Source organism: Pedobacter sp. BAL39 (assembly GCF_000170795.1).
Classification (GTDB): domain Bacteria; phylum Bacteroidota; class Bacteroidia; order Sphingobacteriales; family Sphingobacteriaceae; genus Pedobacter.
Window position 1 is genome coordinate 230230 of record NZ_ABCM01000001.1, and the last position, 25257, is coordinate 255486.

The 25257-nt window shown below is 46.0% G+C and carries 30 protein-coding genes; 11 read left to right on the forward strand and 19 right to left on the reverse strand.

Going from position 1 to position 25257, the window contains the following annotated elements; translation table 11 throughout:
* Nucleotides 1-76: 76 nt before the first annotated feature.
* Nucleotides 77-427 (reverse strand): 4Fe-4S dicluster domain-containing protein, encoded by a 351-nt coding sequence (locus tag PBAL39_RS01040; RefSeq protein WP_008237310.1) that lies wholly within the window; start codon nt 425-427, stop codon nt 77-79.
* A gap of 77 nt (nt 428-504) precedes the next feature.
* On the opposite strand from PBAL39_RS01040, the gene PBAL39_RS01045 reads away from it, so the two are divergent.
* The 7 genes from PBAL39_RS01045 to PBAL39_RS01075 all read left to right on the forward strand — a co-directional run bounded on the left by PBAL39_RS01045 (nt 505) and on the right by PBAL39_RS01075 (nt 6522).
* Nucleotides 505-1533, forward strand: coding sequence for an acyl-CoA reductase (locus PBAL39_RS01045; RefSeq protein WP_008237311.1), 1029 nt, complete (start codon nt 505-507; stop codon nt 1531-1533).
* A gap of 48 nt (nt 1534-1581) precedes the next feature.
* A complete protein-coding gene (locus tag PBAL39_RS01050) occupies nt 1582-1785 on the forward strand; it encodes a hypothetical protein (protein WP_008237312.1) in 204 nt (67 codons plus the stop codon).
* Nucleotides 1786-1787: 2 nt separating this feature from the next.
* Complete coding sequence (locus PBAL39_RS01055) at nt 1788-2471, forward strand: cell division ATP-binding protein FtsE (protein ID WP_008237313.1); 684 nt, start codon at nt 1788-1790, stop codon at nt 2469-2471.
* Between the two features lie 126 nt (nt 2472-2597).
* Entirely contained in the window at nt 2598-3179 is a 582-nt protein-coding gene (locus tag PBAL39_RS01060; RefSeq protein WP_008237315.1) for a nucleotide exchange factor GrpE, read from the forward strand.
* 6 nt (nt 3180-3185) lie between these two features.
* Complete coding sequence (dnaJ, locus tag PBAL39_RS01065; protein WP_008237317.1) at nt 3186-4352, forward strand: molecular chaperone DnaJ; 1167 nt, start codon at nt 3186-3188, stop codon at nt 4350-4352.
* 92 nt (nt 4353-4444) lie between these two features.
* Complete coding sequence (locus PBAL39_RS01070; protein ID WP_008237322.1) at nt 4445-5536, forward strand: AI-2E family transporter; 1092 nt, start codon at nt 4445-4447, stop codon at nt 5534-5536.
* Nucleotides 5537-5589: 53 nt separating this feature from the next.
* On the forward strand, nt 5590-6522 hold the full coding sequence (locus tag PBAL39_RS01075) for an exopolyphosphatase (protein ID WP_008237324.1): 933 nt from the start codon (nt 5590-5592) through the stop codon (nt 6520-6522).
* Nucleotides 6523-6563: 41 nt separating this feature from the next.
* Here the strand turns inward: PBAL39_RS01075 and PBAL39_RS01080 are convergent, their stop codons facing one another.
* The 14 genes from PBAL39_RS01080 to PBAL39_RS01145 form a co-directional block, all read right to left on the reverse strand.
* Nucleotides 6564-7133: a Maf family nucleotide pyrophosphatase gene (locus PBAL39_RS01080; protein ID WP_008237325.1), complete on the reverse strand. Its 570-nt coding sequence runs from the start codon at nt 7131-7133 to the stop codon at nt 6564-6566.
* A gap of 111 nt (nt 7134-7244) precedes the next feature.
* Nucleotides 7245-7643: a Spy/CpxP family protein refolding chaperone gene (locus PBAL39_RS01085; RefSeq protein WP_008237327.1), complete on the reverse strand. Its 399-nt coding sequence runs from the start codon at nt 7641-7643 to the stop codon at nt 7245-7247.
* Nucleotides 7644-7839: 196 nt separating this feature from the next.
* Nucleotides 7840-8367 (reverse strand): HAD family hydrolase, encoded by a 528-nt coding sequence (locus PBAL39_RS01090; protein ID WP_008237330.1) that lies wholly within the window; start codon nt 8365-8367, stop codon nt 7840-7842.
* A 3-nt stretch (nt 8368-8370) separates the two neighbouring features.
* Nucleotides 8371-8613: a Fe-S cluster assembly protein IscX gene (gene iscX / locus PBAL39_RS01095; RefSeq protein WP_008237331.1), complete on the reverse strand. Its 243-nt coding sequence runs from the start codon at nt 8611-8613 to the stop codon at nt 8371-8373.
* 19 nt (nt 8614-8632) lie between these two features.
* Nucleotides 8633-8965 (reverse strand): 2Fe-2S iron-sulfur cluster-binding protein, encoded by a 333-nt coding sequence (locus tag PBAL39_RS01100; protein WP_008237333.1) that lies wholly within the window; start codon nt 8963-8965, stop codon nt 8633-8635.
* A 42-nt stretch (nt 8966-9007) separates the two neighbouring features.
* Entirely contained in the window at nt 9008-9766 is a 759-nt protein-coding gene (locus tag PBAL39_RS01105; protein ID WP_008237335.1) for a Rossmann-like and DUF2520 domain-containing protein, read from the reverse strand.
* A gap of 11 nt (nt 9767-9777) precedes the next feature.
* The gene (locus tag PBAL39_RS01110) at nt 9778-12243 is read right to left on the reverse strand and encodes a heme lyase CcmF/NrfE family subunit (RefSeq protein ID WP_008237342.1); all 2466 of its coding nucleotides are present in this window, start codon (nt 12241-12243) and stop codon (nt 9778-9780) included.
* 4 nt (nt 12244-12247) lie between these two features.
* A complete protein-coding gene (locus tag PBAL39_RS01115; protein ID WP_008237343.1) occupies nt 12248-12658 on the reverse strand; it encodes a cytochrome c maturation protein CcmE in 411 nt (136 codons plus the stop codon).
* Nucleotides 12659-12822: 164 nt separating this feature from the next.
* Nucleotides 12823-13542, reverse strand: a complete 720-nt coding sequence (msrA, locus tag PBAL39_RS01120; RefSeq protein ID WP_198139721.1) for a peptide-methionine (S)-S-oxide reductase MsrA — start codon at nt 13540-13542, stop codon at nt 12823-12825.
* Between the two features lie 159 nt (nt 13543-13701).
* Entirely contained in the window at nt 13702-15123 is a 1422-nt protein-coding gene (locus tag PBAL39_RS01125; protein WP_008237345.1) for a Glu/Leu/Phe/Val dehydrogenase, read from the reverse strand.
* Between the two features lie 357 nt (nt 15124-15480).
* Nucleotides 15481-15789, reverse strand: a complete 309-nt coding sequence (locus PBAL39_RS01130) for a hypothetical protein (RefSeq protein ID WP_008237352.1) — start codon at nt 15787-15789, stop codon at nt 15481-15483.
* Between the two features lie 288 nt (nt 15790-16077).
* Nucleotides 16078-16293, reverse strand: coding sequence for a CcmD family protein (locus tag PBAL39_RS01135; protein ID WP_039865965.1), 216 nt, complete (start codon nt 16291-16293; stop codon nt 16078-16080).
* Nucleotides 16294-16297: 4 nt separating this feature from the next.
* On the reverse strand, nt 16298-16954 hold the full coding sequence (ccsA, locus tag PBAL39_RS01140; RefSeq protein ID WP_008237357.1) for a cytochrome c biogenesis protein: 657 nt from the start codon (nt 16952-16954) through the stop codon (nt 16298-16300).
* Nucleotides 16955-17004: 50 nt separating this feature from the next.
* Nucleotides 17005-17664 (reverse strand): heme exporter protein CcmB, encoded by a 660-nt coding sequence (locus PBAL39_RS01145; protein ID WP_039865897.1) that lies wholly within the window; start codon nt 17662-17664, stop codon nt 17005-17007.
* A gap of 55 nt (nt 17665-17719) precedes the next feature.
* Between PBAL39_RS01145 and PBAL39_RS01150 the strand changes: the two genes are divergently transcribed.
* A complete protein-coding gene (locus PBAL39_RS01150) occupies nt 17720-18235 on the forward strand; it encodes a DUF421 domain-containing protein (protein ID WP_008237362.1) in 516 nt (171 codons plus the stop codon).
* A gap of 5 nt (nt 18236-18240) precedes the next feature.
* On the opposite strand, the gene PBAL39_RS01155 is transcribed toward PBAL39_RS01150, so the two are convergent.
* The 4 genes from PBAL39_RS01155 to PBAL39_RS01170 are packed head-to-tail and all read right to left on the reverse strand — an operon-like array spanning nt 18241 to nt 20678.
* Nucleotides 18241-18660 carry a hypothetical protein gene (locus PBAL39_RS01155; protein WP_157273843.1) on the reverse strand — a complete coding sequence of 140 codons (420 nt, stop codon included), beginning with the start codon at nt 18658-18660 and terminating at the stop codon, nt 18241-18243.
* Between the two features lie 5 nt (nt 18661-18665).
* Nucleotides 18666-19001 carry a gliding motility protein GldC gene (gene gldC, locus PBAL39_RS01160; protein ID WP_008237367.1) on the reverse strand — a complete coding sequence of 112 codons (336 nt, stop codon included), beginning with the start codon at nt 18999-19001 and terminating at the stop codon, nt 18666-18668.
* Between the two features lie 49 nt (nt 19002-19050).
* The gene (locus tag PBAL39_RS01165) at nt 19051-19332 is read right to left on the reverse strand and encodes a hypothetical protein (RefSeq protein ID WP_232282878.1); all 282 of its coding nucleotides are present in this window, start codon (nt 19330-19332) and stop codon (nt 19051-19053) included.
* Nucleotides 19333-19346: 14 nt separating this feature from the next.
* Entirely contained in the window at nt 19347-20678 is a 1332-nt protein-coding gene (locus PBAL39_RS01170; protein WP_008237371.1) for a DEAD/DEAH box helicase, read from the reverse strand.
* 224 nt (nt 20679-20902) lie between these two features.
* Between PBAL39_RS01170 and PBAL39_RS01175 the strand changes: the two genes are divergently transcribed.
* Genes PBAL39_RS01175 through PBAL39_RS01185 form a run of 3 tightly spaced genes read left to right on the forward strand, consistent with a single transcriptional unit; the run spans nt 20903 to nt 25235 of the window.
* Nucleotides 20903-22783, forward strand: coding sequence for a M1 family metallopeptidase (locus tag PBAL39_RS01175; protein ID WP_008237380.1), 1881 nt, complete (start codon nt 20903-20905; stop codon nt 22781-22783).
* A 26-nt stretch (nt 22784-22809) separates the two neighbouring features.
* The gene (locus PBAL39_RS01180; RefSeq protein ID WP_008237381.1) at nt 22810-24141 is read left to right on the forward strand and encodes a dihydroorotase; all 1332 of its coding nucleotides are present in this window, start codon (nt 22810-22812) and stop codon (nt 24139-24141) included.
* Nucleotides 24141-25235 carry a DUF3810 domain-containing protein gene (locus PBAL39_RS01185; protein ID WP_008237382.1) on the forward strand — a complete coding sequence of 365 codons (1095 nt, stop codon included), beginning with the start codon at nt 24141-24143 and terminating at the stop codon, nt 25233-25235. Before PBAL39_RS01180 ends, PBAL39_RS01185 begins: the two co-directional genes overlap by 1 nt.
* The last annotated feature ends 22 nt before the right edge of the window (nt 25236-25257 follow it).

Genomic DNA, 25257 nt, shown 5'->3' on the forward strand with positions numbered 1-25257 from the left:
ATAAGACTCAATATAATTAACAAAAAAAAGGACGCCTGTAGCAGGCGTCCTTCAATATTTTATATCTCGTACTACCCTATCCTTCCTGATGTAACCAGGCCTTCTTAGCCAATAGTTCTTCTTCAGTCTCGCGGATGTCTTCATCATCAACACAACAGTCAACCGGACAAACGGCTGCACATTGAGGTTCATCATGAAAACCTTTACACTCTGTACATTTATCGGAAACAATATAATAAACCTCATCAGATACGGCGTCCTGTGATGCCTCAGCATCTACTTCAGAACCGCCAAAATCGATAATTCCACTCAAATTGGTACCGTCGGAGAACCTCCAGGCTGTGCCCGCATCATAAATTGCATTATTTGGGCATTCAGGCTCACATGCCCCGCAGTTAATACATTCGTCTGTTATTTTAATAGCCATGTCTTCGTCTATATCTATTGCATAAGATTACCTTTGCAACTGCAAATATAACACATAAACTTTAAAATTGTTGAATTATGCCTACCCTTACTGCTGAAAAACTAATTATTGCATTCCGTAAACTTGGCGACTTTATCAAAAGTCCTGATGAGCAGTTCAGCAATCTGATCCTGTCTGCGGCCAACAAAAATGCGTGGTTCACAGCAGACGAAGTAAAAAAAGCACTTCGTGGCCTGGAGCTGATGCTCAGCGCTGAAGACCTTGATACCTGGTTCAAAGACATACAGATCAGCAGCAAGCCAAAGAAAGTAGGACTGATACTTGCTGGCAATATCCCCATGGTAGGCTTTCATGATGTACTGTCTGTCCTTGCTACCGGCAACATCGCACTGATCAAATTGTCTTCTTCGGATGACCAGCTCCTGCCTGCCCTGCTGCGTGAACTCATCAGTATAGAGCCGCTCCTGGCAGACCATATCGTCTACGTAGAACGGCTGAAAGATTTTGATGCTGTGATTGCAACCGGCAGTAACAATACTTCCCGTTATTTCGATTATTATTTCGGAAAAGTACCCAACATCATCCGTAAAAACAGGAACAGCATTGCGGTCCTGACCGGTGAAGAGCGTAAAGAAGAATTGGTACAACTGGGGCATGATATCTTTGACTACTTCGGCCTGGGCTGCAGGAATGTTTCCAAGATCTACTTCCCGAAAGGTTATGACATCAAAAACTTCTTTGAGCCTATTGAAGGTTTTCAGCCCATCATCCACCACTTCAAATACAACAACAACTACGACTACAATAAATCCATCTACCTGGTCAACGCTGCCACGCATTTTGACAACGGCTTTTTACTGCTGAAAGAAGATACAAACTTATCTTCTCCTCTCGCTGTTCTTTACTACGAGGAATATGAGAACCTGGAAGGCATGACCGCAACTCTGGAGGCGGAATCGGAGAAAATACAATGTGTGGTCAGCGCTGCAGATTTAAAATTAAAAAACGGGGTACTGCCTTTTGGACAGAGTCAGCAGCCCCGTTTATGGGAGTATGCAGACAACGTCAACACAGTTGATTTTTTAAACCGTCTGCAGACCACATAAATTATTTATCCCTCTATTTCTCATTTTGAAATACTATTTTTGAACGAAATGTATGTAATTAAAGTAAAAGGCATTGCCAAAATCCCTGACTATGTGCAGCTGAGGGACGAGAAGTTCACTTTGCTCGCCTACTTCAGGGTAGACCGGCCGGACAAATCACTGGATAAGCTGGGACTGGGAGATAAACTCCCTGCCATTATGGATTTTGTGAATGGTTTGCCTTTCGGACAAATTGCTAAATTAGATATTTAAACATGACAGGAAACGCAGTAATCAATTTAGGGAAAGTAGATGTCTTCCAGCAGAAGCATCTGGTTTTATCCAACGTAAACTTAAATATAGACAAAGGGGAATTTGTATTCCTTATCGGACAAACCGGTTCCGGAAAAAGCAGCTTGCTGAAAATTATTTATGGCGACCTGAATATCGGCAATGGTGATGGTCTTGTTGCTGGTTTCAACCTGAAAAATATTGCCGACAGGGACATTCCCTTTCTACGTAGAAAGCTGGGCATCGTATTCCAGGATTTCCAGTTGCTGGGTGACCGCACGGTCGAGAAAAACCTGGAGTTCGTACTCAAGGCTACGGGATGGAAAGATGCCGCCCTGATCACTGAACGCATTAAAGACGTCCTGGAAAAGGTAGGCCTGCGTTCCAAGATCCGCAAGATGCCCCACGAACTTTCCGGTGGTGAGCAGCAACGTGTGGTGATTGCCCGCGCCCTGCTGAACAACCCCGAGATCATCCTTGCTGATGAACCCACAGGTAACCTTGACCCTGATACCTCCGAAGAGATTGTGATGCTCCTGAAGCAGATCAGCCAGAGCGGCACTTCGGTATTGATGGCCACGCATGACTACCACATCATCCGTACCTTCCCTTCCAGAATCATAAAATGTGAAGGCGGGATTGTGCATGAAGATGCACAAATCGTGTAAACAAATAATGACAAAATATTCTTAATCAGCCATTCTCGTCAGTTATATCCAAAGAAAACTGACAGCATGGCTGAAATTTTTTATTGGCAAAACTTTTGAGTTTACCACCAAAAATTCTACTATACCATGTTTAGCAAGAAGAAAACAAACGACATCGAAGATCCTAATCTGGAAAATACTGCTGATGAGCAGTTGAAAAACGAGCAAGCCGACGAAAGCGCAGATGCCGCCACAACTGAAGAAGTTCAACCTGAAATCTCAGTTGAGGAAAAACTACAACAGGAAGTTGCTGCATTAAATGATAAATACCTGCGTCTATTCGCAGAGTTCGACAACTATAAACGCCGTACCCAAAAAGAGCGCGTGGAGCTGTTGCAGACTGCAGGCAAGGAAGTGGTAGTTTCGTTACTTCCGGTACTGGATGATTTTGACCGCGCCAATAAGGCGATGGAAAATGCAACCGATGTAGCACCGATCCTGGAAGGTGTGGCATTGGTACACCACAAGCTTAAAGGTGTACTGGCACAAAAAGGTTTGAAGGAAATGGAAAGCAAAAACACTGTTTTTGATACTGACCTTCATGAAGCCATCACGAAAATACCGGCGCCAAACGAAGAATTAAAAGGTAAAGTTATAGACGAACTGGAAAAAGGATATACTTTAAATGATAAAGTAATCCGTTTTGCCAAAGTCGTTGTAGGCAGTTAATATTTTATGAGCAAAAGAGATTATTATGATGTGCTTGGCGTGGCCAAAAGCTCATCCACCGAAGAGATAAAAAAAGCCTACCGTAAGCTGGCCATTAAATATCACCCGGATAAAAACCCGGATGATAAAAGTGCTGAAGATAAATTTAAGGAGGCTGCTGAGGCTTACGAGGTTTTGAGCAACCCGGAGAAGAAACAACGTTATGACCATTATGGCCATGCGGGTGTTGGAGGTGCTTCAGGTGGCGGCTATGGTGGTGGCGGCATGAACATGGAAGACATCTTCAGCCAGTTTGGAGACATCTTCGGTGGCGGCGGCGGCAGTCCTTTTGAGAGCTTCTTTGGCGGCGGCGGACAGCAGTCACGTGGCGGCCGCAGGGTAGCAAAAGGTACCAACCTGCGCATCAAAGTAAAACTTACCCTTGAAGAGATCGCCAACGGCACAGAGAAAAAAATCAAGGTCAACAAACAGGTGACCTGCAAGACCTGCGACGGCACGGGAGCAAAAGACCGCTCGTCAGTGAGCACCTGTAAAACCTGCGGTGGCAGTGGCGCGGTACGCAGGGTGACCAACACCATCCTCGGTCAGATGCAGACCACCTCTACCTGCCCTACCTGTAATGGCAGCGGCTCACAAATCACCTCTAAATGTACTTCATGCCATGGCGAAGGCATCGTTCGCGGTGAGGAAACCATTACCATCAACATTCCTGCGGGTGTAAGTGACGGCATGCAGCTGAGCATGAGCGGAAAAGGTAACGCAGCCCCTAATGGTGGCATACCGGGCGACCTGATCATCCTCATTGAGGAAATCCCTCATGAAACCTTAAAACGCGAGGGCAACAACGTGGTATATGACCTGCATGTATCCATTGTGGACGCTGCCCTGGGTTATAGCGCTGAAGTGCCTACGATAGATGGAAAAGCAAAAATCAAAATAGAGCCTGGTACACAAAGTGGAAAGCTCCTCCGCCTTAAAGGCAAGGGTATCCCTGAGGTGAACTCCTATCACCGTGGTGATGAGATCATCCATGTGAACATCTGGACACCGAAAGCACTGAGTGCCGAGGAGAGAACAATCCTGGAAAAACTCAGAGACTCCCCGAACTTCAAACCTCAGCCTGGAAAAAATGACAAAAGTTTCTTTGAGAAGATGAAAGAATACTTCGAGTAAGAACATAACGGTTAAGATCAGCCACCTTCGGGTGGCTTTTTTTATGCCAAAACTTTACGTTAGATCCGTTGTTGTCTGCTTAACGATTGACTATGAAAAAACTCCAACGCACAGTATACCTGCTTTTATTTTTTGTCCTCCTGTTTACAGGTTTATATTTTGCAGCAGAATTCCTGATCCCTGTAGCCCTGGCAGCAGTATTCTCCATGTTATTCATCCGCCTGTGCAACTGGCTCGAAAGTAAAGGCATGGGAAGAGGGCTTGCCTCATTTCTCTGCATATTACTCTTCGTCCTGACCGTCGCCGCGATCGTACTTCTGTTGTCCTGGCAGCTCAGCGGAATGGTGGAAAACATGGATGACATGAAGAAACGACTGACAGCGCTGTTGAGTAACCTACAGCAATGGTTTCAGCAGCAAGTGGGCATCAGCCCTACACAGCAGGAGGAGCTGGTTAAACAGCAGGGCCAGTCGGCAGGCAGCGGTACCGGCAGTATGCTGGCGAACTTTGCAGGCAGCATCATGGGGATTCTCGTCAATACCATCCTGGTGCTTGTATACATGTTTCTTTTTCTTTTCAACCGCAGCCACATCAAGAAGTTTATCCTGAAGCTGGTACCACAGGATGAGAAAGGCAAAGCAGACCTGATTGTGCACCGCGCGGGGAAAGTATCACAGCAATATTTAAGTGGGCTGGGTGCCATGATTGTGGTCCTCTGGATCATGTATGGCATCGGCTTTAGCATCGTTGGTGTAGAGGGTGCACTCTTCTTTGCGGTCCTCTGTGGCATACTGGAGATTATCCCTTTTGTGGGCAACCTTACAGGAACTTCACTCACCGTGCTTTCCGTCGTGGTGCAGGGCGGCGATTCCAAAATGATCATCGGTGTCCTGGTCACTTATGGACTGGTGCAGTTCCTGCAGACCTATATCCTGGAACCGCTCATTGTCGGCGAACAGGTCAACATCAATCCGCTGTTTACCATCCTCGTCATTGTGCTCGGTGAGATGGTTTGGGGTATTGCAGGAATGATCCTGGCAATTCCTCTTCTGGGCATTGTTAAGATCATCTGCGACCACATTCCCGAACTTCAGCCCTATGGCTTCCTCATCGGCACGGAAAAACAACGACAGCGAAAAACGGGACTGATTGACAAGCTTAAAAGTATTTTTACTAAATCTTAAGCTTTTGGCGCCCCATTGACGATATTCGCTGCCCACAGCAGATACAAATCCTTATGATGAAAGCAGCAGCAATAGACCTTGGCACCAATACCTTTCACCTCATCATTGCCGCCTACGGTAGCAGCGGGGATCTCGATATTTTATACAAGACCAATCAGCCGGTACGCCTCGGTGAAGGCAGGCTCAATGAAAACATCATCATCCCGGAAGCTTTTGAAAGAGGTCTTGTTGCACTGGAACAGTTTGCTGAAGAAATCAGAAAATATGGCGTTACCACGGTCAGGGCCACCGCAACCTCCGCAGTGCGCAGCGCTGCCAACGGGCAGGACTTTGTAAAAGCAGCAAAAGAACGTTCCGGCATCACCATTACGGCCATCAGCGGTGATGAAGAAGCGGAATACATCTTTAAAGGAGTCAAAGCAACCGGCGTTATTGATGAAACCTCCCTCATCATGGACATCGGTGGCGGAAGTACCGAATTTATCCTGTGTAATGAAAAGGAGTTGTTATGGAAGAAAAGCTACGACCTTGGTGCCGCGCGACTGATGCAGGCATATTTTCATTCTGATCCGATCAATAACGAAGACCAGCTGCACATCAGCACGCACCTTTATACGCAGACAGCCACACTCAGGGAGGCCATTACAAAACATCAGCCCAAACATCTGATTGGCTCTGCAGGCGCATTTGAAACCTTTGCAGGAATGCTCGAACCGGAGCTTAACGTCAAGTTGTTAAAGTCCCATCCCATCCACATAGACGCTTACCGACATCTTTCTGCAACATTTATCAATTCCACACATGCAGAAAGAGCAGCCATGCAGGGCCTGATTCCTTTGCGGGTGGACATGATTGTGATGGCCTCTTTACTGACAGATTACATCCTCCGGATTTCAGGGATCCAGAGGATCAGCCTTTCTACCTATGATTTAAAGATGGGCGTACTGTACAGCATTGCTGAATCGGAAGGCGGCTCAACCAACTAGCCCAGCCTATCCAAAGAAATCAGGAAAAACTAAGACATGCCTTAAAAACCTGATAGGGCTTTATATAATTTCTCTGTGGGAAGTCCCATGACATTAGTATAAGAACCAATGATTTTCTCTACGGCAACATAACCCAGCCAGTCCTGGATGCCATAGGAACCCGCCTTGTCAAAGGGCTGATGGTATTTAATATAATAATCAATCTGTTCCGGGCTGAGCACATTGAAAAACACCTCTGTAACATCATAGAAAGAGCGGGTATGACCATTCAGGGAGAGGCTAACCCCCGTAAACACCTGATGGTTCGTTCCTGAAAGTTTGGTCAGCATCTCCACAGCATGCAGCTCATCTTCAGGCTTGCCAAGGATCTCTCCATTATAAGCAACAATGGTATCTGCAGTGATGACAATGGTATCCCTGGCATCGTCGACAAACGCTGCCGCTTTTTTCTCCGCAATGTACACGGCAATTTCTGCAGGAAGCAGTGTATCCGGATAGCTCTCATCCACATCTTTTAATACCACCTTGAAGTTCAGGTTCATGGCGGTTAACAATTCCTGGCGGCGTGGCGACTTAGAGGCGAGTATGATGGGGAGTTGCTGTTGATACATATCTTTAATATTAGAGTTGATCTGAAGCCACAAAAGTAGGCAATTTGAACTGCCCAGAAAAAATAAAAGCGGCCGTAAGGCCGCTCTCATTATTAAAGATGTCTGGTTTAGTTATTTGTCTTTTTTTCTTCCAGGTCCACCGTTACCCATTTTTTTCATGCGTTCCTGACGTTCCACTTTCCAGGCAGCAAATGTTTTCTTCTGGTCATCATTCAACAGCGCATTTACTTTAGCCTCTGCATCTTCGTTCGATTTCATCATCGCCTCACGCATCGCTTCCCTATCGCCGGTTTTCTCTTCACGCAATTTCACCATTGCATTGGCCTGCTCCAGGTAAATGGCAGATACCTTTGTTTTCTGATCTTCAGTAAGACTCAGCTTCTCTGCCAGTCTTTCTGTTGTTTTTTGTGCTCTTTCTTCAGGGCTTGGCATCTTACGACCGCCGTCTTGTGCTTGTGCGAATGTCATTACACTGAATAACAAACCGCAAATGATCAATACTTTTTTCATGTGATTCCTTTTTTAATTTTAGAAACTTCAGGAGATACAAAGTCAACCCTTTACCTCCCAGGTTTCATTTATTTAGCTGTGTTTTGTATGTTTTAGAGGAGGTGCAGGCGAAGAAGTTTAACGCTTAAAAGTAACATCACCGTTACACAAAAGACAAGGACACAGGTTGGTTATGAAAGTGTGATTGGGGAATCAGTTATTTGCCGGAGTCCGCAGCAGATGGATGTTCATCAAACCATTGCTCCTGCACGCGCATGGTCTTTTCAATGATATCACGGACTGCCATCCGGCCACCATTGTAAGGGGAAACATATTCAGAGATGGCCTTAATTTCAGGCACAGCATCCGCCGGACAAGTGGGCAGGCCAACCAATTTCATCACTTTAAGGTCCGGAACGTCATCCCCCATATAGAGCACTTCGTCGCTGCCAATGTGATATCGATCAAGAATGTCGTGGTATACCTGTACTTTGTCGGACACCCCCAGAAAGACCTCTTGAATTCCAAGTCCTTCAAAGCGTTTCTGCATAGCCTTACCCTTTCCACCGGAAATGATGCAAACGCGGTATCCACGTTTTACGGCCAGCTGAAGCGCGTAGCCGTCTTTGATGTTAAAAGTCCGCAAAAACTCCCCCGAGTCCGAGGCCAGGATATCCCCGTTTGTCAACACACCGTCGACATCAAAGATAAAAGTGGAAATTGCTTTAAGTTTTTGCAGAAACATGGTTTAGTCTTGGTTATCTCTCCATTCGTAAACCCAGGCCGACTGGATTTGCTCCAGGTGTCCTTCATTACTTTCTTCTCTGGTGCCCTTGAAATTAGGAAGTTCAAGTACCCATTCTACCAGTTCAGTAAACCTGATGCGGTAGATTTTAGCTTCATTGAATTCATCGCCAAACTTCTCATAAAGTTCCTGTGCGATGTCTTCATGATCGTTCCAATAAATTGGCAGTGCAAACTTATCCTGCATAGTATGTTTTTGTTTTTAATTAATGGCCTAAAAATTCAGATTGATCAGGAATGGTCACTTCGATGTCACCACTGATCACTACACATTGACATCCCAGACGGGAGGTAATCTTCGGGCGTACGGCCCTGTCGATGAAGTCCTCTTCTTTGTCAGAGATCTCCTGCAGGTCGTCCATTCCTTTGTTTACATACACATGGCAGGTACTGCAGCCACATACACCGCCGCAGTTGTGCTGCAGCTCTATTCCGTTGTCAAGACATACTTCAAGTACCGATTCGCCGCTGGCGATGGGAAGTTCAACCGGTGACTTGCCTTGCTCTTCAAAATTTATTTTTAATTTATAAATACTCATAATTTCCGTCAAAAATAAGCACCAAAAACCGCAATTACACGATTAATGTGTTTTTTTAATGCTATTACTCAAAGTTTCATAGATAGCGGCCAGTTCGGGCCTATCCATTAACAATTCTTTATGTCTGTTCATCGTTTGCTCATCCCCTCTGATGGCTGGACCGGTCTGCACACTGGAGGGCTCTGCATGCTGAACTTTCGCTGCAGTCTCCATAATCAAGGGCTTCAACAACTCAAAATCAAGTCCTGCCGCCGACAAAATATCCGCGCCAATGGCATACATATGGTTCACAAAATTACACACAAATACGGCCGACAAATGCAATACTTTACGCTGAACACTATCAACATCATATACCAGCGGACTCAGCAGCTCAGCAACGGCCTTTACCTCTTTCAACATATCCCCATCACCTGCTTCCACACATAAAGGTACATTTGAAAAATCAAGCGCTCTGCTGCGCGAAAAGGTTTGCAGGGGATATAACACGCCATAGCGCGACATCCCCTCAAGTACAGACATGGGTGTCGCACCCGACGTATGTACCACCAGTCCTTTTATATTTTTAAGTATGCTGGAGACCGATGCGATGGCATCGTCCTTGATAGCAATCAGATAGAGGTCTGCATCAGGGGAAATCAACGCTGTATCATCAATAGCCATAGCGTCGACCTCATCAGCAAGCACCTGCGCGTGTTCCTGATGTTGACTGTACACCTGCAGGATCTCGGCATTGCTTTTCTTCAGGGCCAAAGCAAAATGCGTTGCTACATTACCAGAACCGATACAAACTACCTTCATCTGCAATTGTATTAAGCTACTTTGGCCTCTTTCTGTCTTCTGAAAATGGAAAGCAAAAATCCTATCACCATCACAATTGTTCCCACCCAATACAGGTTGATGTAAGGGAATTCAATCGATTTAAACACCACCCAGTCTTTTGCCTGCTGTGGTTTTTCAAATACCTGAAGCTCCACCTGATGCTCATCGGGAAGGATCCGGGTAAACCTGAAGCGCAGTCCCAGTTCATCAATATTGCGGGCAAAGTCGAATGTGTTGTTTCCTTTGATCAGGAAGATCGGCTCTGTTTTATAAACTTTCCCATTGACAGCTACCTCCAGCGGCAGACCCACAGCGATATCATCAGCTGCGATCACCAGGTTTTTAGCTTTCGGTTTGTTGTTCAGTGCTTTCACCGTCAGGATACCACTGCTGGTGTGAATGGTATCACCGATGCTCAATTTGACAATCCTCGGTGCTTTAAAGTTCTCTTCCTCACTATGGCCTTCATGATCTTCGTGCGTTTCCTTTTTATCAGGTGCACTCGTGATGTGGGTATATACATCGTAGGTCAGGTAGTGTTTGGTATCCGGCGAAGCAATCAATCCCATTTTTTCATTGACCTGTACATGGGGGTTCAGCTCAAAATCCTCCTTCAGTTTCCCTCCCTCGCCATAAACCTTAAAGTTTAATTTATAATAGGTATTGGGCGCAACTGTCGTATCACTCACGTAAGTCACCGTATATTTACCCATTTTCTTAGGCTCATTTCTGTAAAGTACGATGTTCTCACCCGGCTTTTCCACTTTCTCAAAGTCCTGTACAGGAATAAAGTTCGATGCATTCAGGGAAATGGGCTTACTCGTGGCCGCGGCAACTAATGCGCCCAGCAGCAGCAAGGCGAATCCCATATGGGCAACTGCCGCACCTACCAGTTTTTTCTTGCCACCAAAAGCCAGGGAAAGAATCCGGGCATTAGCCAGTATTGCAAATACACAACTGAAAGTCAGCAAGATGTACATCAGGTTGTGGTATACATTTGTCAGGTATACAAACCCTCCTGTAATCAGCATCGCAAAAACAATCGAAGCCACAAGCGCACTGTAAAACTTACGGATATCAGTACGTTTATACTTCATAAACTGTGAGAATCCTGAAATGACCGTCACCAGAACCGCAAAAGGTGCCTGCCATTGGTTATAATACTTTATCGCATCTATCGGAGGTGCAAATTTAGTCCCAAAAGCAGCATTAAATACCGGCACCGATGTGGAAAAGATGACCTGTATACAGGCAACAGTGATCACCAATGCCCCAAGGAACATCCAGAACTCCCTGGAATAAGTCTCCTCGTCTTTATTGGTAATCGGCAACTCCTTCCATCTGATGATCATCAGCACCAGCGGGATGACCAGGAAAACGACATTGTAAAGGATCAGGTGACCAAACATGCCCAGATCAGTAAAAGCGTGGACCGAGGTTTCGCCAAGGATTCCACTTCTCGTAAGAAAGGAAGCATATAGTACCAGGACAAAGCTAAGCAGGATCAACACGATGGCTGTAAAAAAGGAATGGCCTGTATTCTTGAAGGCAATCATGACATGGATACCTGCAATCAACGTCAGCCAGGGGATGATGGATGCATTTTCTACCGGATCCCAGGCCCAGAAGCCGCCGAAGTTCAGTGCCTCATACGCCCAGAAAGAACCCATGATAATGCCAGTACCCAATACCATAACGGCAAACAACGTCCAAGGCATGGCTGGTTTGATCCATTCTTTATATTTTTTTAACCACAATCCAGTTACGGCATAAGCAAAAGGAACAATCATACTCGCAAAGCCCAGAAATAACGTTGGCGGATGGATCACCATCCAGTAATTTTGCAGCAAAGGGTTCAATCCACGTCCATCTGTAATGAATTTCAGGTAATTTTTATAGTTTTCTACGTCAGCAAATACTACCGGAGCCATCTCTTTTAGGTTTACCGCTTCGCGGAGCAGAATAAAGGGAGAACTACCGATGCGCTCGCCAAAGATTTCGACACCAAGCAGCATTGAAGTCAGAAAGGCTTGCGACAAAGCAACCACTGTCATCACACCATTCTCCCAGGTTTTTGCTTTCCAGATCAGGATACCCCCCAGCAGTGACTGCCAGAAGGCCCAAAGCCAGAAGCTTCCCTCCTGTCCTTCCCAGAAGGCAGAAACAATATAATGTACCGCCAGCTCTTTGGAAGAGTGGAAGTATACGTAGTAATATTCATTGTTGTGGTTCAGGATGAGGTAAAACAGGGTTACGCCGATCCCAATGACGCTGAACCAGTTCAGAAAAAAGCCAACACGGCCGATGCGCTGCCAGGAGTGGTCATTACTGTCTTTATTTTTTGTAGCAAAAAAATAAGCGATGGTCGAGAGCAGTGACGCAGCAAATGCTAAAACAATAAAAAATTGACCGATTTTACCGGGCAGGAGGTTTTCTCCAATAAATTGTATGTCCATTAAATTATTTATCTTGTTTTACCTGACCGTCCTTATTCACTTCCACCAGCTGATCATTGTATTTAGAAGGGCATTTCATCAATATTTTAGAAGCATAAAAGACATCCTCTTTCATTTTACCTATCAGCACCAGCTTTTCAGAACGTTCAAAATCCTGTGGTTTAGCACCGTTGTAAACGACCTTACTCAAAGACCCATTGGAGTCTTTCATGTAAAAAGAAAAGTGGTTTGCATCTTTCTGGGCATCATAATACATGCCCATGGTCTTTTCCCAGTAACCCATTACGTGAAATTCACGGGGATCTTTTGCAGCTTCAGCAAACGTCGAATAGTTACTTGTGCCGGCATTCAGACTGATTAAAAAACCTACGCAAATGGCTATTGTGATTAAACCAATAATTGCACTTTTCCTCATGATAGTTAATAAAATTTTTAGACCTTGGCAAAGATAAAAAATATAAGTACCTAAACTCCAATAGCCCTGTGCAATTCCATTTGTAAGCGATTTATTGATAGTTCTCTGACAAAGACCTGTATAAAACTTTGAACACCCTGTATAAACTTTGTGTTCCGAAGATATTAGCCCTGATATTCAGGTTTGATCAGCGCCGGCATCACTTTCTTCAGTTTTTCCACCTTCGGTTTGGAGACATTCCGGATGTACGTATCCAGCTGATGACGTTTGTAATAGTCCTGGTGCTCCGTTTCCGCAGGATAAATCACCCGAAACGGCAGCACTTCAGTCACCACAGGCATCTTTCCAGTTATTTCTCCCTGCACCTCACGCATGACCTTCGTGATGATGTGATATTCTTCCGGCGAACGAAAAAAAGCAATCGAGCGGTAGTCCGTACCGACATCCGGTCCCTGACGGTTCAGCTCCGTGGGATCATGGGCATAGAAAAAAACCTTCACCAGCTGCTCAAAGGTAATGACCTTAGGGTCATAATACACCTGCACAGATTCTGCATGACCGGTATTTTTAGAAGATACCTGGGTGTAACTCGGATGCTCCGTCGTCCCACCGGCATACCCGCTGATCACCTTGTTCACCCCTTTCAGCTCAACCATACATTCCTGCATCGCCCAGAAGCAACCGCCAGCGAAGGTAGCTATGGCCTCTCCTTTTTCCGGAGAGGAGATCACCGCAAACCCATTCCTGCTCTCCAGGTGCTGCCCCTCCACGCCACCAAGGCACCCTGAAAAAAACAACATCACCAATCCCGCAGCAATCGCTAGCCACCGGCTGAGCACTGACACACCTTTATCCCCTTTATACTCAAATTGCTTCGGCTCCATCTTCATCATTGTTTCTTCCCTGCAATTTACGTGCAGACCGGCAGTTAAAGATGAAAGCCTCCGTTTTAGAGGCAAAATCTGACAAAAAAAAGACCGGCAGTTGCTACTGCCGGTCCCTCGCCTTGAAATTTATACTTAGTTATTAGAATCCCATGTGAATTATGGCCATACACCCAGGTTCATGTAAGAAACTGCAATTTTATCAATAGAGCCTACGAAGGCGGCTGTCCGCAGTGTCTGCACACCTGGCTTGGTGATCAGCGTTTCCCTGATTTCATGGTAAGAGTGAATCATGGTATCCTCCAGGCCGGAATTTACCAGCTCCATCTCAGACGCACCTTTTACGATCATCAGGCGGTGTTCCGCGGGAATGCTTTTTCCGGTTACACTTTCCAGTGTTTTGATCAGGTTCGCATTGGAGTTTTCTGCGTAACGGTTTTCCATACGGCCAAAGGCGACGTGCGACAGGTTTTTGAGCCACTCAAAATAGGATACTGTTACCCCACCGGCGTTACAGTACATATCAGGAATGATGATCCCACCCATTTCAGTGAAAATCGCCTCTGCTTCAGGGGTGGTAGGTCCGTTCGCACCTTCAGCAATAATTTTCGCTTTCACGTTTCTTATGTTTTCTACCGTCAGCTGATTTTCAAGAGCCGCAGGCACCAGGATATCGCAGGGCTGCTCCAGTCCGTCCATGGAATTTTTAAATTCCTGAGCACCAGGGAAACCAAGAATAGATCCGGTCAGCTTGCGGTGTGCAAAAACCTCATCGATGTTGAGGCCATTTTCGTTGTAGATGGCACCTTCAAATTCACAAAGACCAACGATGGTCGCACCGAACTCGGCCAGGAATTTCGCGGAATGATAACCTACATTTCCCAATCCCTGTACAATGACCCTTTTATCACCTAAACCAGCGGTAAAGCCCAGCTTCGCCATATCTTCAGGCACATTGACACATTCACGTACGGCATATGCCACACCGCGTCCTGTAGCCTCTTTACGGCCACGGATACCATGCAGTGCGATGGGTTTACCCGTCACACAACCCAATGCATCCAGCTGACCAGGGTTCATGGTCATATAAGTATCGGCAATCCAGCTCATTTCACGTTCACCAGATCCATAATCAGGAGCGGGAACATCGATACCGGGGCCTATAAAATTCTTTTTGATGAGTTCTGTAGTGTAGCGGCGGGTGATGTTTTCCAGCTCAGCCACGGTATAATTTTTAGGGGTAATTTTAATCCCACCTTTGGCACCACCAAAGGGAACATTCACGATCGCACATTTGTAAGTCATCAATGCCGCCAAAGCCATCACCTCGTCCTCATTTACCATTTCACTGTAGCGGATACCACCCTTTGTAGGGCTCATGTGATGAGAGTGCTCCACGCGCCATGCATCAATCACTTCAAATCCATTCCCCCTGCGGATAGGGAACTGAAAACGATACACACTATTACAAGCTTTGATTTGGGTAAGTAATCCTTCAGGATGTGAAGTAAACTGTGCGGCACTGTCAAAATTCTTACAGACATCTGCAAAAAAATTGGTCTCGTTTGCTAAATTAGCCATTAGTTGTTTTTTATGAATTGAGTAAAAGTTCTTATTCTTTACGGGTGCAAAATTGCAGTAAAAAAAATCATTTATGCAAATCTCAAAACCCTTAGTGTAACAGGCACACCATCACCGGCATAACCAAAAAACACCCATTCTACCACGCGAACAAAGAACAATAGTAAATCGGTTTAAACAACAAATAGAACGCCTTTTTTGTTGAATTTTTTTTCAGAAAACGACATCATCAGGAGATGGCTTTTCAGCCAGATCCCAATCTTTTTACACATAAAAATATTTTTATATTTTTTTACACCCTCCGAAAAAACAAGGAAAACAAGGCGCTCAGGTCAACTTTTGAAGATTTCACCCTATTTAGCAGAGGTTGTATTTCCGCTGACGATGCAGACACCAAGTCAGGTGTCTCACCATCTGAAAAGGAAAAGTACCAGACTCAAAAAAGCCCAGCCATTCGATTACGTTAAATACGCTCATGCAGGTATGGTTGCCTTTGGAACCGCAAATCAGGATCTCGTAACTCCGCCCGTCCGCATCACGATAATCCAGACGGTCATAAATCGTCAGCAGGTGTTTGAAGATCAGGTTTCTTAAATGTCTGTATTTTTCAAATGATATGAGCGTAGTATCGTCCACACCTATATCTGGGTTGATGTTGTGGTTCATAACTCAAATTTACTAAAAATATTAGCAATAAAAATGAGTGTTGAAATCTTATTTGAAATTCTGTGACCTGCTCTGCATCGAAAAACAGATTGGAAGTAAAATATACAGATTTCCAGCAAGCGACAATTGAAATCAGGTAGGCAACGATTAAATGTAAGGTAAGCAACAACTGAAAGTAGGTAAATACGATTAAATGCTAATCAGCAACGCTGAAGTATGGTGCTTTCAGAAATCCCTCAGCTTCCAGAAATGCACCAGCCATTTTAAAACGCCATCAATCGAACGTACTTATTTTTCCAGGTTGCGTTTTTCGATCTTTTTCAATCTTCTGTCCAGGGTAAACAAAAAGATGAGCAGGCCGAGAAGGATCAGCACCGCACAAGCGACCACCACATAAATCTTTCCTGAAGCATAGACATCATCAGAAAGAGAACCACCTTGCTGCTGAGCAAACAACTGTACGGTCAACATCAGCAGGAAAAGGGTAAGGGCAACTTTTTTCATAAAATTAAGCATGTTTTTTTTCTAAAGAACGTAATCTGTAAACGAGTGTATAAATCCAGTATCCGATCAGGATCCAACCCAGGCATGCCGGGTAAAAGATCATTCTCATACGGCTGTCCAGATCATAAGCATTGAAGCCCGGATTGCCGCCATTCCCAGGATGCAGTGAATCTGACAGACGTGGAAGTACGAAAAGCAGCACCACCATGATCGGGAACGCAAAAATATTATATATGGCAGCAATTTTTGCCCTTTTCTGCTCTTCATCAATTGCATTACGCAAGATGAGGTATGCGAAATACATCAATATAGATATGGCCGCAAAGTTCTGCTTCACATCAAAACTCCATGCCTGACCCCAGGTAAATTTTGCCCAGATGGCACCCGTAATTATTCCGAGGACACCGTAGATCACCCCTACATTTGTGCTTTCCACCGCTTTCAGGTCGTCTTCAGGATTGCCGCTGCTCAGGAACCTCACGCTGTAAAACACAGAAATACTGAAGAGCACGATCATACCAAACCACATTGGCACATGAAAATAGAGGTTGCGGATACTCTCATGAAGGATGGGCAGCTCAGGCGCCTTCGATAAAAATCCCCAAATAGTAGAGTAGATCACCAACAGTGAAGCTAATATCTTCCACCAGCTTTTATACATTCAGTTTAATTTAATTTGGTCAAAGGTAGGGAAATCAACGTAAAAAAGCATCAATCTCTCCAAAGAGAGGGAAACAGCAGTAAGGAAACAGCCATGACCAGTGCATTAATGACCAGCAGCAGGCCGATTTCGTCGTAACTCACACTTCTATCCAGGCCGTCAATAGCATTCTTTGTCAGCTTGATGAGCACGATCAGCACGGGAATGATCAGCGGGAAACTGAGGATCGCCATCAGCATACCGCCATTTCCGGCCTTGGAAGCAATGGCAGAAACCATGGTAAATATGGTGGAGAAACTCAGGCTGCCCAATATCGTGGCCACAATATACAATCCCAGGTCTGCCGGCACATAGTCAAAAACCAGGGTATAGAATGCCAGCGCAATCAATGTCAGCAGCATCATCAGCATGACATTGTAAACTGTCTTTGAGATGATGAGTGCAATCGGGCTGGCAAGGGTGTAGATGTACAACTGCCTCCCTTTACTTTCCTGAAGAAAACTTTTGGATACCGCATTGATGGAAGCAAAAAGCATGATGATCCAGAACAGGGCATTCCAGGTGATTTTATCAATGCTGATAAAGGAAAGAAAACAGACGAACACCGTAGAGACGACATACAATAAAACTCCATTCAGCGCATATTTGGAGCGCCATTCCAAAAGCAGTTCTTTACGGATTAAATATTTTACCTGATTCAGTAGCAGCATGAAGGTGTAAAGATAAAGGATTTGAAGTACTTTTAAGGAAGAAATAAAACAGGATATGAACCAGTATGTCGACATTATCATCCGCAGTCTCTCCGTCTATGCCTTTATGCTGATTGCCATCCGGCTGACGGGCAAGAAGGAGCTTTCACAACTGAACACCACCGATGTAGTGCTCATTTTATTGATCAGCAACGCCGTCCAGAATGCGATGGTGGGCAGCAACACCAGCCTGCTTGGCGGGCTGGTTGCAGCAGCAGTATTATTTGCACTGAACTACCTTCTGAAGAAACTCATGTTCAGAAGTGAAAAGTTCAGGGCACTTCTTTCCCAGCAGCCGGAAATCCTCATTCATAAAGGGAACCTCGATTTTGCCAAGCTGGCGCTATTGGGCATCACCAACGAAGAACTGCAGGAAGCCATGAGAGAACATGGCATTGAGAAATATAAAGATGTGAAGCTGGCCATGCTGGAGGTGGATGGCAACATCAGCATCATCAGTGGCTCCGAGCAGCTTAAGCAAACCCATTACAAGCGTAAAAGACAGCACAAGACGCTCGGAGAGCTGAATTAAAACCCTTATACTGCCGGTTTTTCCGGCATTGGATTGACGACAATCACTTTCGGCTTCCGCACCGTGAGGAGTGCCAGGATCCCCGCGAAGACCGGCAGCCATCCCCATTTATATTTGACCAGGCCGGATGCCCGGTTGATCAGTCCCTTGAAGTGTAAAAACCCAAAGGAACCTTGTGTTTTGAAGTAGATCCCCACAAAGGTGATGGCAACCAGCACCACCGCAGCCCATCCGGCAAACCTGATCAGGCCTGCTTTTTTAGTAAGGGAACCAAGTAAAGCAATGACTACCAACACATAAAAAGCAATCGCCAGCCGCTGGTCGAGGTCAAAATAGTTCCAGTTGCCCATGATCGGTACGCGCAGGAGTGGGCAAATGCCACCTACAGCCATCAATACAGCTCCAATAATACCCTGAATTCTCATGACCATTAACGTTTCATGTCAATACCCATCTTATCAGCAAAGTGTGCACAGTAGTCGCGCAGATCTTCGATGATCAGTTTTTCACCTGTAGCCTTCAGGAAGCTGTCTCCCATGGTCTGCAGCGTCTCATAGAAAAACCTTTTCATCTCATCAACAGGCATATCTTTGGTCCACAGGTCAATGCGCATGGAGTTTTTATAGTTGTGGTCCCACAGGGCGAGCATCATCGACTTCACAGGCACCTGCTCCTGCGTTTTAGCGTCGGTAGATTCCCAAAGGATATTGTCAGGAACATTATTATCATCCAGTTCTACGGTGATTTTTATTTCTGCTTTTTTCATTGAATGTGCTTATCTAGCTGAATATGTATAAATTGATTAAATGGCTTTTTTAGCTGACGCTGACCTTGATGATGATGATCAGCAAGACAGTAAAGAAAACGAAGAAAGATTCCAGGATCCAGATTTTTTTCAGCTCCGGCACAAACCGCCTGAAGATCTGGTCAGAGATAAAAGCAATCACAGCCACTAGGAAACTAAATCCGATCAGGATCCCTGAAATATTGAGGTACATTGCTGTTCCCCGAGGTTTGTTGTCCTCAAGCAGCAACAGGACGGCAATCGTTAGGAAGACCGCAGACACAATATTCAAAGGCGTCAGTTTTAGCTTCAAGGATACTCGTGTTTTTACTTTTTGTTTTTGAATTTCTTTTTTTTCCACGCAGGGGTTTTGTCCCTGTTTTTTGCTCTTTCTGCTGCCGCGATGGAAGCCGCATGTTTTTTCTCATGGAAAGCACCCTTAAAGGTTGGATCTTCCTTACGCTTCTGATCGTCAATAGCCCTGTTGATGGCCTGACGTTCCTCATAAGGCGTCTCCTCCACGAATACTTCCGCTGGCAAAGGTACAACAGGAATCTCTTGCCTGATTAATTTTTCTATTTTCTTAATGTAATATTTTTCGGCATCCGTGAAGAAGGTCAGTGCATCCCCTTTGGATAACGCACGACCTGTACGTCCAATGCGGTGTACATAATCTTCGATGATGATGGGCACGTCGAAGTTGATCACATGGCTTACCTCAGAAACATCTATCCCGCGGGAAGCCACATCAGTAGCCACCAGCACGCGGATATTCCCTTCCTTAAAGTCGTTGATGGAGTTGATGCGGGTATTCTGTCCTTTGTTGGCGTGGATTACCCTTACTGCATCGGCCCCAAAACGTCGCTCAATAAAGCTGAATATGTTATCGGCCACCGTCTTGGTCTTACAAAAGATGATCACCCGTTTGAACTCCTCATCATTTTTCATGAGGTGCTGCAGGAGGTTGATCTTCGTTTTGAAATTAGGCACCTCATAAAGCGTCTGCGTCACTGTCTGTGCCGGTGTTGCCTGCTCTGCTACCTCTACAATTGTCGGATGTTTGAGAAAGTCGCCGGCAATTTTCTGCACCAGGCTACTCATCGTTGCGGAGAAAAGCAAGTTCTGACGTTTGCGGGGCACCACTTCCAGTATGCGGTGGATGGAGCCTATAAAGCCCATGTCCATCATTTTGTCGGCCTCATCGAGTACGAGGAATTTCAGGTATTGCGTGTTGATATGTCCGGCAAGGTAAATGTCCAGGAAACGTCCCGGTGTAGCCACGATGATGTCCACTCCTGCTTTGATTTGTTCAATCTGCGTTTTAGGTCCTATTCCGCCAAAGATCACCACAGTACGCAGGTCAAGGTAAGTAGAAAACACCTTGATGTGTTCTGTAATCTGCATCGCCAGCTCCCTTGTCGGGGCGAGGATCAGCGCACGTGCGGAGTCCCCCTGTGCATACTTCAGCTGCATCAGGATCGGCAGGACATAGGCCGCAGTTTTCCCTGTTCCTGTTTCAGCGATACCAAAAAGGTCCTGTCCTGAAAGTACCGGGGCAATGGCTTTTTCCTGTATCGGCGTAGCAACAGTGAATCCTGCATCTGCTACTGCGTTTAAAATCTGTCGGTTGAGGTTAAACTCTTCAAATGATTTGGGCATTTTGCAAATATACTATTATTTATAGCAGCGCCGGTCATTTTTTCCATACCAGCGCGCGCAGGGCAACTGTTTCATGCTTCTTTTTTTCGTTCTGCAGGGCTACATTAAAGTCCAGAAAGATGCCATATCGCAGCGCGTGCCATATACCAAACCTGTAAATCATAGGATAGAATTCCCTCTTTATTTATGAAAATGCTATTTTTAGCGCAGCATAAACACAAATAATGAAAAGAAACCTATTTTCCCTCTTATCCCTCCTGATGCTGGGAACCAGCAGCCTGCAGGCACAGGAACTCTACATGCCAAGAAACATCAGGATGGCCTATGATAAAGGCACACGGGCCATGGATGGGCGCCCGGGAAAAAATTACTGGCAAAATAAAGGGAAGTACAACATGACCATGAGCGTTGACCCTATTACCAAAACCGTCATCGGAACAGAAACCATCAGTTATACCAACAACAGCCCCGATACCCTACGCCGGATTGCACTGCGATTTGTCAACAACATCCACAAACCTGAAAACCCAAGGTCAGGAGCTGTAGGAAAGGACTTTCTGACCAGCGGACTGAACATTACCCAGTTCAGCAATGCCGGGCAGACTTATAAGCTCAACAGCGATGGCTGGGGAACCGTGGAAACCCTGCCACTGAAAACACCGCTAAACCCCGGACAGACTACGACCTTCGACATCAGCTGGAACTACCCGCTGTCCAAACAGAGCGGCCGCGAGGGACAGTTGGACAGCAGCACCTTTTTTGTTGCCTATGCTTTTCCACGCATTTCCGTGTATGACGATTACAATGGATGGGACCTTATCCCACATACCGACAGGGCAGAATTTTACAATGATTTTAACGACTATGAGTTCAGTGTAAAAGCACCGAAAAACTACGTAGTCTGGGGAACCGGCGACCTGCTGAATCCGGACGAGGTGCTGCAGCCTAAATTTGCCGCGCGACTAAAAAAATCATATACCAGTGATGAGGTCATTTCCATCGCCAATGCAATGGAGATGAACAGCGGAACCGTAACTAAACAAAATGAATGGAACAACTGGAAGTTCAGCGCAAACCACATCACCGACATCACCTTCTCGGTCAGCAATAAGTACATCTGGGATGCCGGCAGCGTTGTGGTCGACAAAAAAACCAAACGCCGCGCCAGCCTGCAGTCTTCCTATGACGCAAAGGCAACCGATTTCCCCCATGCTGTCGACTGGAGCAAACAGGCATTGGCCTGGTTTTCCAACAACTGGCCAGGCGTGCCTTACCCTTTCTCCAAGATGACCTCCGTACAGGGCTTTGCGGACATGGAATACCCGATGATGATCAATGATTCCACAACTCCCGACAATGAGTTTTCGCAGTTTGTGCTCAACCACGAGATTGCGCATACCTACTTCCCTTTTTACATGGGTACCAACGAAACCCGTTACGCACACATGGACGAAGGCTGGGCCACTACCCTGGAATACCTTATTGCCATTGACCAGCTAGGAAAAGCGAAAGCCGACGAAAACTATAAAGAGTTCAGGGTAAAAAGATGGATCTTTGACAATTCCACGGAAGAAGATCAGCCGATTATCTCGATGTCAACACAGGTATCCGACCGGGGTTACGGCAACAATGCTTACGTGAAACCCTCCCTTGCCTACCTTGCCCTGAAGGATATGCTCGGTGATGATACCTTCAAGAAATACCTGCATGCTTACATGGAACGCTGGAATGGTAAACACCCCATCCCATGGGATTTCTTTTATACCATCAATGACGTCGCAAAGGAAAACCTGAACTGGTACTGGAACAACTGGTTTTTCAGCAACAACTATATCGACCTTACTCTGGCGCAGGTAAAAAACGAAGGGTTAAGCTACCACATCGACATCAAAAACACAGGCGGTTTTGCCGTTCCCTTCGACATTCAGGTAACGTATAATGACGGTAGCAAAGCTATTTTCCATCAGACACCGGCGGTATGGAAGACAAACCAACAGGAGGCAAGCATCAACATCAAGGCCAAAAAAGCCATTGCCAGCCTGTTGGTTGACGGCGGTATATTTATGGATGCCAGGCCTGCTGACAATAGCTGGAAAGGCAATTAACAAATATTTTATTTAGTTTTGACGACATGAATACCATTTTGATAAAAGCGGCCACAGTAGTAAATGAAGGCCGGATCTTCGTTGCTGATGTACTCCTGAAAGATGGGTTGATCGCAAAGATAGGCGACAGCATCGAGGCACCGGGCGCTAAAGAAATCAATGCCGAGGGACTTCACCTGTTTCCCGGAATGATCGACGACCAGGTACACTTCAGGGAGCCCGGACTGACACACAAGGCGGACATCTTCACAGAAAGTATGGCCGCAGTGGCAGGAGGCATCACCTCTTTCATGGAAATGCCCAATACGGTGCCCAACACCCTTACCCAGGAGCTCCTTGCCGATAAATATAAAATTGCGTCCGAGGTATCCCTGGCCAACTATTCCTTTTTCATGGGTGCCTCCAACAATAACCTGGAGGAAGTCCTGAAAACAGACCCCAAAAATGTTTGCGGCATTAAGGTGTTTATGGGCTCCTCTACCGGGAATATGCTCGTGGACAACGAACAGGTACTGGAAAACATCTTCAAAGATGCACCGATCCTGGTGGCCACACACTGTGAAGATGAACATACCATCCAACGCAACCTGGCATTGTATAAAGAAAAGTATGGCGACAACATTACGATCGATATGCACCCGCTTATACGTAGCGCGGAAGCCTGTTACCTGTCCTCTTCTATGGCTGTTGGACTCGCCAAAAAGCACAACACACGCCTGCACATTCTACACATCTCCACAGCCAGGGAAGTGGCGCTGTTTGAAAATATCCCGCTGAAAGACAAAAGGATCACCGCAGAGGCATGCGTACATCACTTGTGGTTTGACGACCGCGACTATGCGACTAAGGGCAACTGGATCAAATGGAACCCCGCAGTAAAAACGGAAGAGGATAAAGATGCCATCTTAAAAGGAGTGCTGGACGGACGCATTGACATCATTGCTACCGACCATGCGCCACATACCATCGAAGAAAAAGAGCAGCCTTACCTCCAAGCCCCTTCCGGCGGCCCACTGGTGCAGCATGCCATGCTCGCACTGCTGGAAATGTACCATCAGAAGAAAATTACCCTGGAGCAGATTGCAGAGAAGACAGCACACAATGTGGCGACCTGCTTTGAAATCGACAGACGTGGCTTCATCAGGGAAGGATACTGGGGCGACCTTGTCCTGGTAGATCTGAACGATCCCGTGAAGGTTACTCGTGCCAACACCCTGTACAAATGCGGTTGGTCGCCATTCGAGGGACAAACTTTTCAGGCAGACATCACCCATACTTTTGTATCCGGAAACCTGGCCTACCAGAAAGGTAAGTTCATGACCCATGAGATTGGCAAAAGATTAAACTTCAACAGGTAATGATATTGGCAAACCGCCCCAAAGTAAGGCTGTTTGTCCTGCTGCTCGTACTGTCGGCACTCATTTATGTCGCCGGCACGAGCAGCAGCTTTGTTGAACATTACTATTCGGACGGCAGCTACCAGTTTAGTGCTGTCTTACAACGATGGCTCAGCAGCCCCTTTGCTTTTGCGCTGGGCGACTTCCTCTACGTGTTCCTCATCCTTTATGTGCTGTGGAGCAGCTACAGGTTGCTCAAAACGCGAAAAACAAAAACAAAAGCCAGTCGCCGCGACCTCCCGTTCCAGGTGGCGAGCTTCATGCTCATCCTCTACCTGGCTTTCAAGCTGCTCTGGGGACTGAATTATTCCAGGCCTTCCATTTCCAGTCGCCTTGGCATTGCCGCAGAGAAATACAACACTGAACAGCTGCTTTCTCTTGCACGCTTCTTTATAACCCGCATCAATCAATCGCAACATATTGAAAAGCCTCGTTACGACATTCATACACTGAAGCAAAAGGCAAAGGAAAGCTACGACCTGATGCAGCGCAGGCAGGATTTTTTCAAATACACCTGCCCCTCTGTCAAACCGGTGCTGAACAGCTGGCTGATCACCAAGATCGGAATTGAGGGTTACTATAATCCGCTATCCGGAGAGGCCAATGTCAACATGATGCTGCCACGCACGGCCCTGCCCTTTGTCACCTGCCATGAAATTGCACACCAACTGGGCATCGCCCGTGAGGATGAAGCAAACCTGATCGGCTACCTGAGCGCAGTGAACAGTGCAGATGCTTTTTTCCGGTACTCCGCAAACTACAATATGCTGAGGAGCATCCTTCTGGAAATCCGCCGCCGTACTCCTGAACATTACCAGGAGATCTACGAGACCATCAACAAAGGAACAATTGCCGAGTTCAAAAATGACCGTGCCTTCTGGCAAAAATACAACAGCGACATGTATGGCTACATGGACGCTGCACTGGACAGCTTTCTGAAGCTCAACAACCAGCACAAAGGCACCGACAGCTATCAGGACATCGTCATCTGGCTGTACAACATCCACAAAAAAGAACTTGATCTGGAGGGTACCGGGAAAACATTACAACCTTAAAACAAAAATACCTCAAAACATT